The organism is Cellvibrio sp. (assembly GCF_046347455.1).
Classification (GTDB): Bacteria; Pseudomonadota; Gammaproteobacteria; order Pseudomonadales; family Cellvibrionaceae; genus Cellvibrio.
The window spans coordinates 159,719-175,980 of the sequence record NZ_JAXMGC010000006.1; the positions used below are offsets into that span (position 1 = coordinate 159,719).

Genomic DNA, 16,262 nt, shown 5'->3' on the forward strand with positions numbered 1-16,262 from the left:
TCTAAATAAACTAAGTGTGATGAAAGGTTAGAATGGTTCAACAAAAAAGTATGAGGTGGGGTAAGTAGTGTGAGGCAAGGGATGGGAATTATATTTTACGCACTAGGGACTAAGGGCGATGTTCACCCATTGATTGGCGTTGCAGCTGAGCTTGTGCGGCGCTGCTTTGATGTAACTTTTCTGTCAAATGAGTACTTCAAGCAGGCAGTAGAGGAGCAAGGTGTTCATTTTGTTTCTACAGGTACAGTTGAACAGTATTTGAAAGGTAATAATCCAGAAGCGTGGTTGCCCAACTCAGATAATATGGATAATTTTCAATACTACCATGCACCTAGTTTTGAGCCCGCGTTTACATATGTGACTCGCACGTATGCCAACAACAGTAATTTAATAGTTGTTTCTCATACATCCAATAATGGGGCTGCGGTAGCTGCTAAAAAGTTTGGTATCCCACTGGTTTATTTTACTATCTCTCCTAACGCTATTCTCTCATATATTAACCCGCCAGCACCATTTTGTTGGCGATACCCTAATTGGTACCCAAAGTTTCTTAAACGACATCTATTAAAACGGATTCATAAAGAATCATTCAATAAATTTTATGGTGGAAGTGCCGCACTAGAATATATTGAAACGAGAAAGCGATTAGGTGTACCACTTTCTTATAATTCAACAAATAACCCCATTTTACAGCTATGTTTTTTTCCAGAGTGGTTTGGAATGAGAGAAAAGGATTGGCCGGATGATTTAAAGTTAATAGGCTTTCCTTTATTCGACTCAGTTGATTCGCGTGCTCGAATGCAATTTGACAATATCATTTCTGAATATGGCAACCCCATTATTTTTGCGGCGGGCTCAGGCATAACGGAGGCTACAGATTTTTTTAAGCAAGGCAGAGCAATTTGCGAAGCCTTAAACCTCCCGGGGCTATTTGTCGGAGGAGTGTCAAGTCGACACGTATTAAATGGTTCGCCTCTCTGTACGTCAATTGAATACGTTGACTTCGATTACGCTTTACCCAAGTGTCTTCTGATTGTTCATCACGGCGGCATAGGCACTTTAGCTCAGGCAATCAAAGCAGGAATTCCGCAAATTATTCGACCTTTATTATATGACCAGCCTGATAACGGCCTAAGAATAGAAAAGCTATCATTGGGCTACTCGATTTTCCCTAGTCTATTTACCGCTGAAACGGTCGCCCCAATAGTAAAAAGTCTTATTGACTATACGCCTTTTAACAAAAAGTTGGCAGCATATAGTGCTGACGTAAAACGCAGTACCGCCATTCAAAAGGCTTGCAATCTCATCGAACAAAAAATAAAGGAAGTGGAGTTGGTATAATGTCGCTAATGGCAAGTTTATTTAGAAAAGCAACCAATAAAATCGACCACGTTTCATCGGTTTGCCAAGTCAAGCCAGGCGAAGATGGGTTGGCTTGCGTCGCAATTATTTTGAAGGCTCATAACTTCAAGGAATCTATGGAAGGGTTACAGAAAAAGTACCCGCAGTTCTCGTGCGGAATGAGCTTAAAAGCGATAGTCGATATTTTTCATCAGTATGGTTTTATAACAAGACCACTTCATTGCCCCATAGATGAAGTTCAGAACTTAAAATTTCCTTGTATCTTGCACTGGGATATGAATCAGTTTGTTGTGCTAAATAGAGTTGACGGCGGTATATTTACCGTACTAAACCCTGTTGATAAAAAATCACGCTATAAAAAAGATGAGTTCGAACAGCACTATAGCGATGTTGCATTGGAGATATGTTTTGCAACCACGCTTTAAAACTCGCCCCGAGGGTGAGTCACCGCTTTACTAATATCGTTTTTGTATTAGTTTTTGATGGGTTTGTCTGAGTAGTGGACTTTCCCATCCGCATCTGTCCAGCGATAAAGTTTCTGTTCGGGAACTTTGTCTGCTTCCGTGTCATCATTTCCTTTCTGCGGTTCGTTGGTCTGCTTCACGCCATTCGTAATATCTTCAACTTCGTAACGTGTAATTTTTGCCGAACTGGGCTCTGGTGTTTTTACTTTTTGCGTTGCAGGTGCTGGATTCGATTCACCGCTAAAAATAATTTCCGTAAGCTCACGCATACTTGGGTTCATGAGCAGCGGAAGTTTATTGGGCGAGTTTAGCTGCGCTTGAAAGGCAGGGTCGTTGACGATATTTAGCACACGCGGATCATTTCTAAGTGTCTCTACTTTTTGCCAGGCTTGAATCATTTTTTCTGCGGCGGCTTGTTCTGAAGCTGCGTCTTTATTCTCGCTCGCAATAATCGCGCGCATATCGGGGTTTTGCATGAGTTCTTGGAAATCTTTATTTTGCAGCAAGGCTTGCGCATTGCCTTTGCTGAGTTCTTGTCGAAACTCCGGGTTGTTTAGCAGCTGTTTAAATTCACCATCGTTCACCATATTTTGCACATGGCCCAGCGTGGCTTGCGGGTCTTGCGTTATGGTTTTGGTGAGTTGTTTGCTCGCATCATCAGAGGTTATTACGCCAACAGCGGTTGATGCGGCGGTGCTCACCAATTTTTTCGCTGTAAGATCAATAAATGAATCTTGCGGTGAGGGTGCCGAAGCATCTTCTGAAACAACATATTTCTGAATACTCTCTGCTTCAGCAGCCGTCATGTGTTTTACGGGTGGTTTTTTTGCTGTATCGGCTACGGGTGATGTTTGTGGCTTTGCGATTCCTATGAGATAAACCGCAATCAAACCAAAGAGACTTCCGACCAGAACCCCAAAAACAGTTCCACCAATTTTGGAACCGGTTTCTGTGAATTCATTGTGGGGAACGAGTTTGGCGATGCCGCCTAGCACTAAGGTAACGACTAAGCTTGCGATCAAAAAAATGCTGCAGCCTGCCACGAGAAAAAGCATTAGGCCGTCTAAGTTGGTAAAGCCACGCAATAGATTCGCAAAGGGTTTGGTGAGAAAAATTGCAGCGGGGTAGGCGATGACAAAACTCAACAGCTTTGTAATGGAACCCAAGAATCCTTTTTGATAACCGCGCCAGGTAAAAAATGCCACTATGGCCAAAAACACGCCGGTCGTTAAACTCATAAAGTCTCCGTTTTATTATTACTATTTACACGTCCGCAATCGCGCCTTTATTAATGCCCTCAAATGCTTTTACGCGAATGCGTGAGTTGGGCCGTTCTGCTTTTGTCGCTTGCGCAAAATGTTGGGCGATCAATTCAACGGTGCTATCTGTATCGATCAAATAACAAGAGTCCTGCGGAATAGTCAGCTCAAAAGGGCCTTGCTGTGAAACGTAGGCGAAGTGGTAGTAGGCCTTGCCATCATGCACCTGTGTGCCCACAACATCTTCACGCGTTCCTATATAAATATCGCACCAGCGCTTTGCCCATTGTTGCTCAAGCTCGGGCGACTTAACGCCGTTTTCCCAAATATCAATGCGAGACCTGTGGCCATGCGCAATGCGTTGGCAATTGCCTAAATGTTTTTTCAAACCGTGGCTGTAATGGTAGCTTGCGCCTTCAATAGGTTCGTGAGTAAAACTCAGTTCTAATGTAGCCACGCTATCGGGAAATAAACTTTTTAACTGGGCGATACACCATTGCGCAATGGATTCGGGTGTAAGGCTTTCTGCATCCACTAATGCAATAGCATCGCGCGGAGAGCGTGTATGTAGAAATTGTTTGTCTGCGCCGAATTGCCAGCGAATATCCAGAAAATCGCCTTCATCTTTAATGAGGATATTTGGCGAACGCACAGGTACAGCCAAACGGTGATCCAACTCGGTATCCAGCCAATTGCGCACGATTTTTTTCACGGTGCCGAAATCGCACACCATACCTTGTTCATCCAAATCGCCATGTAAGGCGATATTGGCGAGATAGGTTTCACCAAGAAGGCCGCGCTTGGCGTCCAGAAAGCTGAAATCTACGTTAGTGAGGTTATCGACAAAAAGAAGCATGATGACTAAGACATGGGCAATGAAATGGGTGCCCATAATAGCATTGATGCGATTTTTTTGCCGTGTCCAGCCGTCCTTGGCTGTGAGAATTAGGCCTCCAGAAGTTCTGCTACGGCCTGTTTCGATGGAGTGGTGCTGCCTTGGTAATGTGATCGCAATATTTTAGCGGCCTGCACCATGCGCTCCAGCGCGGCCTCCGTTTCCGGCCAGCGCCGCGTTTTCAAACCACAATCCGGGTTTACCCATAAACGTTCTGCCGGAATTTTTCGCGCTGCGCGTTTCAACAAATTCGCCATGCTTTCTACTTCCGGTACATTCGGCGAGTGGATGTCGTAAACACCGGGGCCAATGTCGTTCGGGTAGTTGAAGTTTTCGAATGCTTGCAACAAATCACCATCGGAACGCGAAGTTTCTATGGTGATTACATCGGCATCCAAATCGGCGATAGCTTTTATGATGTCGTTAAACTCGGAATAACACATGTGCGTGTGAATTTGAGTTTCATCTTTCACTCCGCTGGCGCAAACGCGAAACGCAAACACTGCCCATTCTAAATAGCTTGCGCGGTCTTTAATACGCAGTGGTAAACCTTCGCGTATCGCAGGTTCGTCAATTTGAATAACTTTTATGCCAGCACGTTCTAAATCGACGACTTCGTCGCGTAGCGCTAGTGCAATTTGCAATGCGGTAGTTGCACGCGGTTGATCGTCGCGTACGAATGACCAGAACAACATGGTAATCGGGCCGGTCAACATGCCTTTCACAGGTTTATCACTGAGCGATTGCGCGTACTTCGCCCACGCAACTGTGATAGGAAATGGGCGCGAAACATCGCCGTAAATAATGGGCGGTTTTACACAACGAGAGCCGTAACTTTGCACCCAACCGTACTGGGTGAATGCGTAGCCATCCAATTGTTCGCCAAAATATTCCACCATGTCGTTCCGTTCCGCTTCGCCATGAACCAATACATCTATTCCAATGCGTTCCTGGCGCGCGATACAGTCTACAATTTCTGCGCGAATTTTTTGTTCGTATTCTGTAGCGTTTATCTCGCCTTTTTTAAATTCCTTGCGGATTTGACGAATAAAATCGGTTTGCGGGAATGAGCCTATGGTAGTAGTTGGGAATAGCGGCAGTTTTAAAACGGCTTGCTGTTTTTCGATTCGCCTCGAGAAAGCAGAATCGCGTTGTGCATCTTCTGGTTTAACCGCAGCCAAGCGCGCTTGCACTTTTTGGTTGTGAATTTTTGGCGAAGATGATCTTGCTAAAACTGCAGCGTTACTTAGCTGTAGTTGCACCAATGCATCGCGGTTTTGCGTTTCAACCAATAAAGTTTTAAGTGTGACGACTTCTTGCACTTTTTGTTTTGCAAAGGCGAGCCAGCTTTTAATGTCGGCATCCAATTTTGTTTCGCGATCTAAATCCACTGGTGAATGCAGCAACGAACATGAAGGTGCAACCCACAGACGATTACCCAAACGCGAATGCGCGGTGTGCAAAAGATTTAAGGATTTTTGCAAGTCATTGCGCCAAATATTGCGGCCATCCACCGCACCAATCGACAACACTTTGTGTGCGGACAAACGATCAACAACAGTTAACACTTGCTCTGGTGCGCGCACTGCATCTATGTGCAAACCCGCTACTGGCAAATTCAGCGCGGTAGAAAGATTTTCGCCCAGCGAACCAAAATAAGTCGCTACCAAAATTTTCAACGCGGGGTGTTTAAGTGTGTGGTACACGCGCTCAAAGGCTTGCTGCCATTTTGCGGGCAAATCCAACACTAAAATGGGTTCGTCAATTTGTACCCACTGCGCGCCTGTCGCCGCCAAGGCTTGCAATAATTGTTGGTAGGCGGGCAGTAAATTATCCAGCAAATCAAAGCGATCAAAAATCTCCGATTTTTCTTTGCCCAACCAAAGATAAGTGAGCGGTCCTATTATTACCGGCTTAACGGTGTAACCTGCCGCAATAGCTTCTTTGGTTTCGTCGATTATTTGCGTCCAGCTAAGTTTAAATTCTTGATTCGGGTGAAACTCCGGCACCAGATAGTGGTAGTTGGTATCGAACCATTTAGTCATATCGGATGCACTGCTTGCCGCGCCGCTCGGTGCGCGCCCGCGCGCAACGCGAAAGAGCGTGTCCAAATCTATGTCGGTGCAAGCGCTGCTCACGCTTTGTGCGTGTGAAGAATGTGCGGCGCAGCAGCCTTCGTGAATTGCGTGATCTGCTTTAGCCACTATGTGGCTTTTGCGATGGCGAAGCGGAATGTTTCCCAGAGTTGCAGACAAAGTAAGCACTTGATCGTACCAAGCAAAATCGCCGGTGGGGATGAGATCGATCCCGGCGTCCGCTTGAAGCTTCCAGTGTTTTAAGCGCAGTTCTCGCCCAATTGCCTCGAGTTCTGCTTGGCTAATATCGCCGCGCCAGTAAGCTTCTTGGGCTTTTTTAAGTTCGCGGTCAGCGCCTATACGGGGAAATCCTAGGCTATGAGTGGTTACAGATTGAGTCATGGAAATACCTTTTGTCGGTTTCATTGAATGTGAAGTCATTATTCAATCTTGCATTAACATGAATCAAACTGATAATTTTCAGTTTAAAGGTGAAAATTATTAATGTTAAGATGCGGACAATTCTTACGGAGCCTACGCCATGTTAGAAGTTCGTCACCTCAAAACGCTTATAGCTTTGCGCGAAACCGGTAGTTTGGTGGAGGCAGCTGATCGGGTTTTTCTCACGCAGTCGGCACTTTCGCATCAGCTTAAAGAGTTGGAATCTCGGCTCGGCTGCGAATTGTTCATCCGCAAAAGTCGGCCTTTGCGTTTTAGTGAGGCTGGAAAGCGGCTGCTACAACTTGCCGAAGATGTCTTGGCGCGGGTGGAAGATGCTGAGCGGGACATCAAAAAGTTAATTCACGGCGAGGCAGGGCGGCTATTTATGGCGATTGAATGCCACAGCTGCTTCAACTGGCTGATGCCCACCATCGACATTTTCCGCAATCAATGGCCCGCGATTGAGTTGGATTTCTCCGGCGGTTTTACCTTTGAGCCGCTGCCCGCGCTGGCGCAGGGCGACATAGATTTGGTGATTACCTCAGATCCGCAATTCATCAAAGGCGTGGAGTATGTGCCGCTCTTTTCCTACGAGATGCACCTAGGCATTGCCAACCAGCATCCTCTGGCCAACAAGCCGTATCTGGAACCCAAAGACTTAGCTGACCAAACGCTCATTACCTACCCGGTAGAGCGCAGTCGCTTGGATGTTTTCCGGCAATTTCTGAACCCCGCTGGTGTTGAGCCGCTGGCGGTTCGTACGTCGGAACTAACCTTGATGATGGTTCAGCTGGTTGCAAGTGGGCGCGGGCTTTGCGCTTTACCCAATTGGGTGTTGGCGGAATATGCAGACAAACAACTGATTAGCGTACGTTCCGCGGGCGCAAAAGGTATTTGGCCCACGCTCTATGCAGCTGTACGGGAGGAGCAATTAAATAACGGCTATCTGCAGGATTTCTTACAGCTCGCCAAAGCGCATTGCTTAAAAAATCTGCAAGGCGTTAAGCAAGTTTAAAAAGTTATCTTTGCCCTGCCTGACGTCCGGAACATATCACTTTGGTAATTGCCCGGTTGCCACTATATCCTCGATCTCCTCCAAGCTGAGTTTTCTATGGGAGGAGCCTTTCGCCCAAGCGGGAAGCTTTCTGGTGATGGCTATTTCACGTATCTCCTCAGTCGTTAGTCGTTGGTTGTTACTGGCATTCAGGTTCGTTTGCGCAAACGCTTTATCTTGAAGATCGCTACAGAGATTGCTGCAGCGATCCTCAGAAGTAACCTCGGGTGTATGGTTCTCTTGCGGTTGGCCTAATTCAATTCCGCGAATCACGAGGAAGAGCAGAAGAGCAATCCATATGAGACCGATGTTTCTAATGGCTGGTGAGTTCATGGTTCGTCCACACTAAAGTTTGCGCATGTTCAGGTGGGTAACCAGCATCACAAATCCGCCTAAGGCAAATAAAACAACCCCCAAATGCAGGCTGCTAAAAAGCAAAGTAGAGGCTAAATCTTGTGGTGGTGTGCCAGCTGCGAGTCCAAACAATGACACGCCCATGATGGCAAGTTCGGCTGTTCTGCAGTGTGCGCCCAGAAGTGCTTGCTGTCTTGCCAGGCTTTCCTCTGATTCGAAAATCAATTGTTCATTAATGTGCGGGTTAATGCTGATTAGTCGATTAAAGGTCAGTTTGATGGCTGCCAAGGTGCTGCCCAAGGTTAAAAAAATGGCGTACCAGTAATACAAATCTCGATCAAATAAAGGGTTCTCTGGTGCCAAGCTTAAAAAGGCGGAGGGAATAGCTACGCCCAGAATCAGTATTGCAAATGCTGGCCATAAGTCTGGTTTAAGCAGATGTTTCATCTTATTGCTCCTCAATAGAGGTAACTATGTTCACGGGTTTCCAGTTGGCGAGAACATAGAAAATCACCATATGCATGGCGCCTAGCATCAGGGTTACCAAACCAAGTTTCATACTTAAAAAGCGAATTAAATCGTTGAGGTCTTCAATGTCTGATGAGGTATTCCAATTAAGTACGAGCAGTATGTAGCCCGCATTTACGAGGTAATATCCAATCAGCAACAAACCGTTAATAGCTTCGGCGAGGCGACGGTTGCCCTCCAAGTGATTAGCCAAAAACACCAGTCCATGACGATTGAGGCTTCGTCCGACACCAAGAGTGATGTAAGCGCTGACCATCAGGTAAGCAAGATAGGTGAATGTGTTTAGCATTTTCTCTCCAGTAATTTCAATTAATAGGGGCTGCAGGCGATAGATAAGGTATGAGCCTGCAGTGATTGAAATTCTGGAGGGTGGGAGTGTTTGATGCGTTCAGTTTTATCTTTTAGGAATAGATATTTTTAGGGGGAATTTATTTTCTAACAATCACAAGGGGTTAGAAAATTCCGTTTTGATAAAACCGAAGGGAAATATAAATAATGGAATTTTAAAAATCCGCATTCTCGCTGTTTAGGCCGTGAGATTTTCGAAACTGCGCTGGCGTTTGGCCGGTGATTTCCCGAAAAGCAGTATAAAAATTGGATTGTGAATTAAAGCCTACACTCAAACTGATGGATAAAATCGACGCCTTGGGTTCCTCAATTAACTGGTGTTTAGCATCCGCGACGCGGTACTCACGTACCAATTTTGAAAAGCTCATTCCCAGCTGGGTATTAATAAGCTCTGAGGTTTGGTGGCTTGTTAAGTCGAGCTCACTTGCCACTTGTGCAAGGCTGAGGTCTTCATTTCTATGTAATTTTTGCTCATTGAACAAAGACTTAATTTTGCTGGTTAAAGCATCACAATCAACATTCTTTAGGGTGGATGTCGTGTAACTGGCGATTACGGCTTCGCGGGTATTCTGGATAACATCAGGGTACTTAAGGAGTACATAGGTTATACCGGCAAATCCCAAACCGATAAACACTGAGTAAGCCCGAACATAAATCAAAAAATTCTGCTCTTGTGCCAAAAGACTGATGCAGACTAACAGGAGCGCAATAAGCGCAAAGACCACAAAACTTAAAAACTCCAAACCAAAGCGCTTTCGCTGTGCTCGCAATGCATATAACAAGTGGCTTATAAGTACTGCGTATAGACTCCCCAAGATAAAAGCCACGGTTATCAGTGAGCGGGGAGAAAGTAAGGGCACTACTAAAAACGGAAGGAACGCGAGCAACATCAAGGAACCTTGACGCATCTGAAACTGAAGAATTTCGCGGCCAAAGAAATAAAAGCTCGTCGCTGCAATTAATAGCAGCCCTCCGTAAATAGAAGTGTCTACCAGGGAAAAATAACCTTGAAGATATGCCAGATGCATAAATTGCAGCGCACACAGCCCGAGCAGTAAACCACAACAGCTCGAATTTAATCGCCAGTTTTTTTCAATGGCGCGGTAATTAAAGAAATAAACAGCCAGCAACACCAGGCTACTGATGATCGAAAAGCCGATAAAGATGAGTGCGAGAGAATTAAGTACGAGAGAGTTAAGCATAATTATTATTATGGATCTGTTGTCGGATACTTCGCAGTATCCGACATGCGCTTGGCTTCCGCCAAGGCTTTTAGCTCATTAGGCCAAAGCTTTCAAAGCTGCGTCGTAGTTTGGCTCGTCAGCAATTTCGCTTACCAATTCAGTGTGCAGAACTTTACCGTCAGCACCAACCACCACAACGGCGCGAGCGGTCAAACCTGCCAATGGGCCATCAGTCAGTTTTACGCCGTAAGAAGACGCAAAATCAGAGCGGAAAGCAGAGGCTGGAACTACATTGCTCAAGCCTTCAGCACCGCAGAAGCGCGCTAACGCGAAAGGCAAATCTTGCGATGCACACACTACAACGGTGTTATCCAAACTGCTCGCTTGAGCGTTGAAGGTGCGAACTGATTGCGCACAGGTTGGTGTATCAACGCTTGGGAAAATATTCAGTACCACGCGCTTGCCAGCCAAGCTCTCGCCGGTTACTTCGGAAAGATCGGTTTTTACCAAATTAAATGCTGGCGCTTTGCTACCCACGGCAGGAAGGTCGCCGTTAGTGTGGAATGGATTGCCTTTAAGCGTAACTGTTGCCATGGGAAAACTCCTTTGAGGTTTTTGGATAAGGCGGTTGAACGAACAAGGTTGATGGAGGCGCAAGCATAGAATTACAAGTGTTGGTCTGACAAATAGTCTGTTGGCAGTCTTCTACGGGCAATCAAGCGCAGCGGATTAATGACTTTTCGCCTGCCGCATTTTGCGGCGTTTGCTCCATGCGCGGCTTACATGCCAACGCCAATAAAGCTGCATCGCAAAATAACCCAAAGCCCCGGCAATTAAACCGGTGATGATGCAGCCCAGCAAAACAGGTTTCCAGATGATCCCTACGCTGCTCATAAACCATTCAAAAGTGATAGCGTTGGGGTCGAACGAAAGGTGTTTAGATTGCAAAATGAACGAGCCAATCGCATAGCTAATCACCAAAATAAACGGCGTGGTAAAAGGGTTGCTAACCCATGCGAGCGCAACGGCAATAGGCATATTGCAGCGGAAAACCACGGCCGCCAGAGCAGCTAAAGGCATTTGGCCGGGAATCGGTATGATCGCAATAAACAATCCCCAGAAGAAGGCGACGGACACAGAATGGCGATTCAGGTGAAACAGGTTCGGGTCGTGCAGAAACTTGTCAAACATACGTAACGCGGGGTTATTTCTTATTGTTTCCGGCGTAGGGAAATAGCGTTTCAGTAAATTACGCGCCATAACAAATCACAACTTATCAAATGAGGCTGCATTATGCATAAGTTTCATGACAGGTTCTATCATCTTGGCCAAGCTCGCTGGTTGACCTACCGCATTGGCGGGGCGTGCGGCTTTTGTATATAGTCGCGCCCGTCCAAACGCCGCAACGTGAGTTTTTTATGAATAGCGACCAACTCTGGGTTATCTGCCAATCGTCCGAGCTGTTGCCCCCAGCGCAAGCCTTAGCCGAGCGATTGGGCTGCCCACTTAAGCAAGATACAGACGTAGCAGCATTAACTGAGCCCGAGTTTGTTATGGTGTTTGACGATGGTGTTTCACTCCAGCAAACGGGTCGCAAGGCGCCGGGGCCGATTCGTGCGGAGTTTGCCGAAGGCTCGGTGGATCACCGCCGTAAGTTCGGCGGTGGTAAAGGGCAGATGATCGCCAAAGCGGTTGGCGTAAAAGCAGGCGTGTATCCACGGGTATTGGATGCAACCGCGGGCTTGGGCAAAGATGCATTCGTGCTTGCGACTTTAGGTTGTCATGTCCAACTCTTGGAGCGATCGCCCATCGTTCACGCTTTACTGGCAGATGGTTTAGCGCGCGCCCATGACTACATGGACGATGACCCTGAGCTACCGCAAATTATTTCGCGGATGGAATTGTTGGAGGTGGATAGTCAGGATTATCTTTTAGAAATTCCAGATGAACAGCGCCCCGATGTGATTTACCTCGACCCCATGTTCCCCGAACGCCAAAAATCAGCGGACGTAAAAAAAGAAATGGCCGCGTTCCATCACGTTGTAGGCAAAGATGAAGATGCTGATTCGCTCTTGGAAAAAGCGCTCGCCAAGGCAAATTATCGTGTGGTGGTGAAGCGTCCCCGCAAAGCGCCTTTCATTGCCAACAAAACGCCGTCATTTCAATTGGAAGGTAAATCCAGCCGCTACGATATTTACACCCTGAAAAAAATGCCGGAGCGCTTATGATTCCGGAGAGCTTGTTGAATGAAATTGCAGATGCCTTAGTCGAACCTGGCTATTGGATTAGCGACCAAGCGATGCCTACTGACATAGGTAGAGGTTTGCTGCGCGCTTTTGAAACCTTGCAAGCAGACGAGTTCAAAACTGCGGGTATTGGCCGCCAAACGGATTTTCAACTGGAAGAAAAAATTCGCGCCGACAAAATTCACTGGATTAGCGCGAACTCACCGGAAACAACGCAATTTTTGCAGTGGATGGATGCGCTAAAAACCGGGCTTAACCGCCGCTTATTTATGGGATTGTTTGATTACGAAAGCCACTTTGCGCACTACCCGGTTGGAGCATTTTATAAAAAACATCTCGATGCCTTCCGCGCTAAAGGCGGGCAGCCAAGTTCTAATCGTGTGCTCTCTACGGTTTACTATTTAAATGAAAGTTGGTTGCCGGATAACGGCGGCGAGCTGTTAATTTACAACGAAGCTGACTCAGAAGTCATTGAGAAGGTATCGCCCGTGTTTGGTCGCTTGGTAATATTCCTGAGCGAAAAATTTCCCCACGAAGTCTTGCCTGCAAACCGCGAGCGCAAAAGTATTGCCGGTTGGTTTCGGGTAAACGAAGGTAGACTTTCATGAGTAATATATTGCCGTTCAAACGTCCGTCACCTTTTGAAAAACACAAAAGCAAAACCTTATGCAAAAGCGGCTTTCACAAATGGAAAATCAAAACCGATAAAAAGTTTGATGTGAAAGAAGGAAAACTGGTTACTGTGTTTGTGTGCGAGCGCTGCGGTGAAACAAAAGTTGAGGCGAGATAAAATCAGACGCTAGGTAAAAAGCGAGATAAGACGGCTTAATAGAATCGTAAGACTCAAACAAAAAAAGGAACCGAAAGGTTCCCTTTTTGTTGTCATCAACACTAAAACTTAGTGGTGGTGATGGCCGCCAGCACCGTGTGCGTGGCCGTGTTGCAATTCTTCTTCCGTCGCAGAGCGAACATCGGCAACTTCAACATCAAAGGTCAAATCAACGCCAGCTAATGGGTGGTTGCCATCGATAGTCACGTTATCACCTTCCACTTTGGTTACGGTCACTACTTGCAAACCGTGTTCAGTTTCAGCGTGGAATTCCATGCCTACTTCAATTTTGTCGATGCCGCTGAACATGTTAGATGGCAATTCTTGCACCATGTTGTCGTCGCGCACGCCGTAAGCTTCTGCAGCAGGAATGCTTACTTTGAATTTATCGCCCACGGTTTTGCCAACCAAGGCTTTTTCCAAGCCGGGGATAATGTTGCCAGCGCCGTGCAAATACGCCAAAGGCTCTTGGCCTTCAGATGAATCGATCACTTTGCCTTGGTTATCGGTCAAGGTGTAGTGAATGCTGGCAACGGAATTTTCTGCAATGTTCATAATGATTTCCAATCGTTAAATAAAAAATTAATAAGTAAATCATCCAGCGTCATGAGCGATGGTAGTACAAGGCAAAAATGATTTAAAAAAACGGAGCCTACTAGAGTAGGAGAGTATGTTTTAAATCATTTTTAACGCCGTAATACCGAGCGTAATAGCTGGGTTAAAAGTGGTCGATTGCTTTGCCGTTTATAGAGGCTTTACTGATATAGATGGTGTAAGCAGAACCATTTTCCTCTTGCTGTAAACGGACTAACAAGTATTGAAAATCTTTAGCAAACCACGCGTAGGTTTCACGCTCATCGCTGGTTTGTACACGTTTGACGCGGACACTGTTCACTTTACCTAAAGGCGTGCCCAGCACTTCTTCGCCGTCAATTTCAAATTTGTACTCGCGGACTTTTTTGCCGTTGGTAATGAAATAGCTGAATTTCTTTTTACCAGCGACCAAATCCTGATGCAATTGAACTTGGTAGCTCAGGCTGTCCTGAATTTTTTTGCCCGGCTCAAGCGGAATCAGCGTTTTCTTTTCGCTGTTGCTAACTTGGTTAGCGTTCCAATCAAATGCGAGCTGTAAGTTACGGTTTTTGCCTATGCCGTTGCGCTTGTAGTTGTACTCTTGTGGAATTGCATAATTGTCTTTGCTATCCCACTTAAATTTACTGGTTTCCGTTACGCGGCCCAGCGCGGCGTTGGCGTCAAAATAAAATTCGTAAAGACCGCTGCCTTGTGCTGTTAATCGGCTGGTAACTTCAATATTAAAACCGTAGAGTTTTGCAGCGTAGGTGTTGTCAAAGGTAATCGGTTCGCTGGCGTAAATCACGTGAGAAAGTGCTAACGAAAAAATACTAAACAGCCAGCGTAATCGATTCATTGGTAAATTCCCATTAAGGTTCGTCCGACCTAATTAGGAACCCCGAGGGTGGTAAAGGTTCACCGTTTAACACACATTTACCGTCTTGCATGCAGATATCGCCTTGCGCAAACCACTTAACCGCGAGCGGATAAATGATGTGTTCTTGTCGCTGCACGCGTTTCGCCAAAGAAGTTGCATCGTCCTCCGCCAAGACAGGAACCCAAGCCTGAACGACGGATGGGCCGCCATCTAATTCTGCCGTTACAAAATGCACGGTGACACCGTGGTGACTTTCGCCCGCATCAATAGCGCGTTGATGGGTGTGTAGACCTTGGAATTTGGGCAGCAGAGAAGGGTGGATGTTTAGCATCCTGCCCAAATAGTGCTGGGTAAATTCCGGCGTGAGTATGCGCATAAAACCGGCGAGTACCACCAAGTCGGGTGAGTAGCTGTCAATTTTTTCCATAAGTGCGCGGTCAAAACTCTCGCGGTCGGTAAAGGCTTTGTGATCGAGCACATCGGCAGGAATAGCCGCCTTAGCCGCACGTTCTAAGCCTAAAACACCGGGGCGATTGCTAATAACAGCCACGATCTCCACCGGCAGCTCGCCAGCTTGAACGCCATCGATCAATGCTTGTAGATTGCTACCGCCGCCAGAGATAAGAACAACAACGCGTTTTTTTTGCATCTAGATTAAAGGCCCTGCAAATCCACTTGTGGCTCATCGCCAACTGCTTTCGCAATATGGCCGACCACGAAAGGTGTTTCGCCAGCGGCTTTCAAAATCGCCAATGCGTTGTCTTTTTCGCTCGCAGGAACAGCAATCACCATGCCCACGCCGCAGTTAAAGGTACGGTACATTTCGCGGATATTAACGTTGCCGCCTTTTTGTAGGAATTGGAAAACCGGTGGGAAAGTCCAGCTTTTGGTATCGATAACCGCTTTGCAATCATCCGGCAAAACGCGGGGGATATTCTCGGTCAAGCCGCCGCCAGTGATATGCGCCATGGCGTTTACTTGGCTTTCTTTGATAAGCTTCAATACAGATTTAACGTAAATCCGAGTTGGCTCCATGAGCGCATCACCCAATGGACGGCCGCCACAATCTTGGGTCAGGTCAGCTTTGGTTACGTCGATGATTTTACGGATCAGTGAGTAGCCGTTGGAGTGTGGGCCGCTTGAGGTCAATGCGATCAAGGCATCGCCAGCTTGTACTTTACTGCCGTCGATAATTTCAGATTTCTCAACAACACCGGTACAGAAACCGGCTAAATCGTAATCTTCGCCTTCGTACATACCGGGCATTTCAGCGGTTTCGCCGCCTACCAGCGCACAGCCAGCCAACTCGCAACCATCGCCAATGCCAGATACTACAGAAGCAGCAACATCTACATTCAGCTTGCCGGTAGCGTAGTAATCGAGGAAGAACAAAGGCTCAGCGCCTGTAACCACCAAGTCGTTTACGCACATAGCCACCAAGTCGATACCAATGGTGTCGTGCTTTTGCAGCTGCATGGCCAAGCGCAACTTGGTGCCCACGCCGTCGGTACCTGATACCAGAATCGGTTGCTTGTAGCCTGCGGGAATCTCCACCAAAGACGCAAAACCACCCAATCCACCCATAACCTCAGGGCGCTTGGTGCGTTTGGCAACGCTTTTAATGCGTTCAACCAGCGCATCACCGGCTTCAATATCAACGCCAGCGTCTTTGTAGCTTAAGGATGGAGTAGGGTTTTGATGTTCGCTCATATAGGGGCTCTCAGGCTGATGCAGTCGGAGTAAGACAAAAGGGGGTGGCTAAAAAAGGCCGCC

At 46.7% G+C, this 16,262-nt stretch carries 19 protein-coding genes; 6 read left to right on the forward strand and 13 right to left on the reverse strand.

What is annotated here, in order from left to right; translation table 11 throughout:
• The first annotated feature begins 81 nt into the window (after positions 1 to 81).
• Together U1F02_RS12390 and U1F02_RS12395 are read left to right on the forward strand one after the other, a co-directional pair.
• A complete protein-coding gene (locus U1F02_RS12390; protein WP_409990716.1) occupies positions 82 to 1,341 on the forward strand; it encodes a glycosyltransferase in 1,260 nt (419 codons plus the stop codon).
• On the forward strand, positions 1,341 to 1,787 hold the full coding sequence (locus tag U1F02_RS12395) for a cysteine peptidase family C39 domain-containing protein (RefSeq protein ID WP_409990717.1): 447 nt from the start codon (positions 1,341 to 1,343) through the stop codon (positions 1,785 to 1,787). Before U1F02_RS12390 ends, U1F02_RS12395 begins: the two co-directional genes overlap by 1 nt.
• Positions 1,788 to 1,834: 47 nt before the next feature.
• Here the strand turns inward: U1F02_RS12395 and U1F02_RS12400 are convergent, their stop codons facing one another.
• The 3 genes from U1F02_RS12400 to metE all read right to left on the reverse strand — a co-directional run bounded on the left by U1F02_RS12400 (position 1,835) and on the right by metE (position 6,496).
• Positions 1,835 to 3,064 carry a CvpA family protein gene (locus U1F02_RS12400; protein WP_409990718.1) on the reverse strand — a complete coding sequence of 410 codons (1,230 nt, stop codon included), beginning with the start codon at positions 3,062 to 3,064 and terminating at the stop codon, positions 1,835 to 1,837.
• A 25-nt stretch (positions 3,065 to 3,089) separates the two neighbouring features.
• Positions 3,090 to 3,941: a 6-carboxytetrahydropterin synthase gene (locus U1F02_RS12405; protein ID WP_409990825.1), complete on the reverse strand. Its 852-nt coding sequence runs from the start codon at positions 3,939 to 3,941 to the stop codon at positions 3,090 to 3,092.
• A gap of 89 nt (positions 3,942 to 4,030) precedes the next feature.
• On the reverse strand, positions 4,031 to 6,496 hold the full coding sequence (metE, locus tag U1F02_RS12410; RefSeq protein ID WP_409990719.1) for a 5-methyltetrahydropteroyltriglutamate--homocysteine S-methyltransferase: 2,466 nt from the start codon (positions 6,494 to 6,496) through the stop codon (positions 4,031 to 4,033).
• Positions 6,497 to 6,596: 100 nt separating this feature from the next.
• Between metE and U1F02_RS12415 the strand changes: the two genes are divergently transcribed.
• Positions 6,597 to 7,511: a LysR family transcriptional regulator gene (locus tag U1F02_RS12415; protein WP_409990720.1), complete on the forward strand. Its 915-nt coding sequence runs from the start codon at positions 6,597 to 6,599 to the stop codon at positions 7,509 to 7,511.
• Positions 7,512 to 7,547: 36 nt separating this feature from the next.
• Here U1F02_RS12415 and U1F02_RS12420 read toward each other — a convergent pair whose 3' ends face one another.
• From U1F02_RS12420 to U1F02_RS12445, 6 genes are all read right to left on the reverse strand, one after another.
• Positions 7,548 to 7,883: a hypothetical protein gene (locus U1F02_RS12420; protein WP_409990721.1), complete on the reverse strand. Its 336-nt coding sequence runs from the start codon at positions 7,881 to 7,883 to the stop codon at positions 7,548 to 7,550.
• A gap of 12 nt (positions 7,884 to 7,895) precedes the next feature.
• Positions 7,896 to 8,351 (reverse strand): hypothetical protein, encoded by a 456-nt coding sequence (locus U1F02_RS12425; RefSeq protein ID WP_409990722.1) that lies wholly within the window; start codon positions 8,349 to 8,351, stop codon positions 7,896 to 7,898.
• 1 nt (position 8,352) lies between these two features.
• Positions 8,353 to 8,721: a hypothetical protein gene (locus U1F02_RS12430; RefSeq protein ID WP_409990723.1), complete on the reverse strand. Its 369-nt coding sequence runs from the start codon at positions 8,719 to 8,721 to the stop codon at positions 8,353 to 8,355.
• A 214-nt stretch (positions 8,722 to 8,935) separates the two neighbouring features.
• Positions 8,936 to 9,982: a helix-turn-helix domain-containing protein gene (locus U1F02_RS12435; protein WP_409990724.1), complete on the reverse strand. Its 1,047-nt coding sequence runs from the start codon at positions 9,980 to 9,982 to the stop codon at positions 8,936 to 8,938.
• 78 nt (positions 9,983 to 10,060) lie between these two features.
• On the reverse strand, positions 10,061 to 10,558 hold the full coding sequence (gene tpx / locus U1F02_RS12440) for a thiol peroxidase (RefSeq protein WP_409990725.1): 498 nt from the start codon (positions 10,556 to 10,558) through the stop codon (positions 10,061 to 10,063).
• 135 nt (positions 10,559 to 10,693) lie between these two features.
• The gene (locus tag U1F02_RS12445; RefSeq protein WP_409990726.1) at positions 10,694 to 11,224 is read right to left on the reverse strand and encodes a DUF2062 domain-containing protein; all 531 of its coding nucleotides are present in this window, start codon (positions 11,222 to 11,224) and stop codon (positions 10,694 to 10,696) included.
• Positions 11,225 to 11,382: 158 nt separating this feature from the next.
• Between U1F02_RS12445 and U1F02_RS12450 the strand changes: the two genes are divergently transcribed.
• Genes U1F02_RS12450 through U1F02_RS12460 form a run of 3 tightly spaced genes read left to right on the forward strand, consistent with a single transcriptional unit; the run spans position 11,383 to position 13,000 of the window.
• Positions 11,383 to 12,192: a class I SAM-dependent methyltransferase gene (locus U1F02_RS12450; protein ID WP_409990727.1), complete on the forward strand. Its 810-nt coding sequence runs from the start codon at positions 11,383 to 11,385 to the stop codon at positions 12,190 to 12,192.
• Positions 12,189 to 12,818 carry a 2OG-Fe(II) oxygenase gene (locus U1F02_RS12455; protein ID WP_409990728.1) on the forward strand — a complete coding sequence of 210 codons (630 nt, stop codon included), beginning with the start codon at positions 12,189 to 12,191 and terminating at the stop codon, positions 12,816 to 12,818. The genes U1F02_RS12450 and U1F02_RS12455 overlap by 4 nt, the downstream gene beginning before the upstream one ends.
• Positions 12,815 to 13,000: a hypothetical protein gene (locus tag U1F02_RS12460; protein ID WP_409990729.1), complete on the forward strand. Its 186-nt coding sequence runs from the start codon at positions 12,815 to 12,817 to the stop codon at positions 12,998 to 13,000. Before U1F02_RS12455 ends, U1F02_RS12460 begins: the two co-directional genes overlap by 4 nt.
• Positions 13,001 to 13,108: 108 nt before the next feature.
• Here the strand turns inward: U1F02_RS12460 and slyD are convergent, their stop codons facing one another.
• From slyD to purM, 4 genes are all read right to left on the reverse strand, one after another.
• A complete protein-coding gene (gene slyD, locus U1F02_RS12465; protein WP_409990730.1) occupies positions 13,109 to 13,594 on the reverse strand; it encodes a peptidylprolyl isomerase in 486 nt (161 codons plus the stop codon).
• A 163-nt stretch (positions 13,595 to 13,757) separates the two neighbouring features.
• Positions 13,758 to 14,468, reverse strand: a complete 711-nt coding sequence (locus U1F02_RS12470) for a DUF3108 domain-containing protein (RefSeq protein ID WP_409990731.1) — start codon at positions 14,466 to 14,468, stop codon at positions 13,758 to 13,760.
• Positions 14,469 to 14,481: 13 nt separating this feature from the next.
• Positions 14,482 to 15,138: a phosphoribosylglycinamide formyltransferase gene (gene purN / locus U1F02_RS12475; RefSeq protein ID WP_409990732.1), complete on the reverse strand. Its 657-nt coding sequence runs from the start codon at positions 15,136 to 15,138 to the stop codon at positions 14,482 to 14,484.
• A gap of 5 nt (positions 15,139 to 15,143) precedes the next feature.
• Positions 15,144 to 16,199: a phosphoribosylformylglycinamidine cyclo-ligase gene (purM, locus tag U1F02_RS12480; RefSeq protein WP_409990733.1), complete on the reverse strand. Its 1,056-nt coding sequence runs from the start codon at positions 16,197 to 16,199 to the stop codon at positions 15,144 to 15,146.
• Between the last annotated feature and the right edge of the window lie 63 nt (positions 16,200 to 16,262).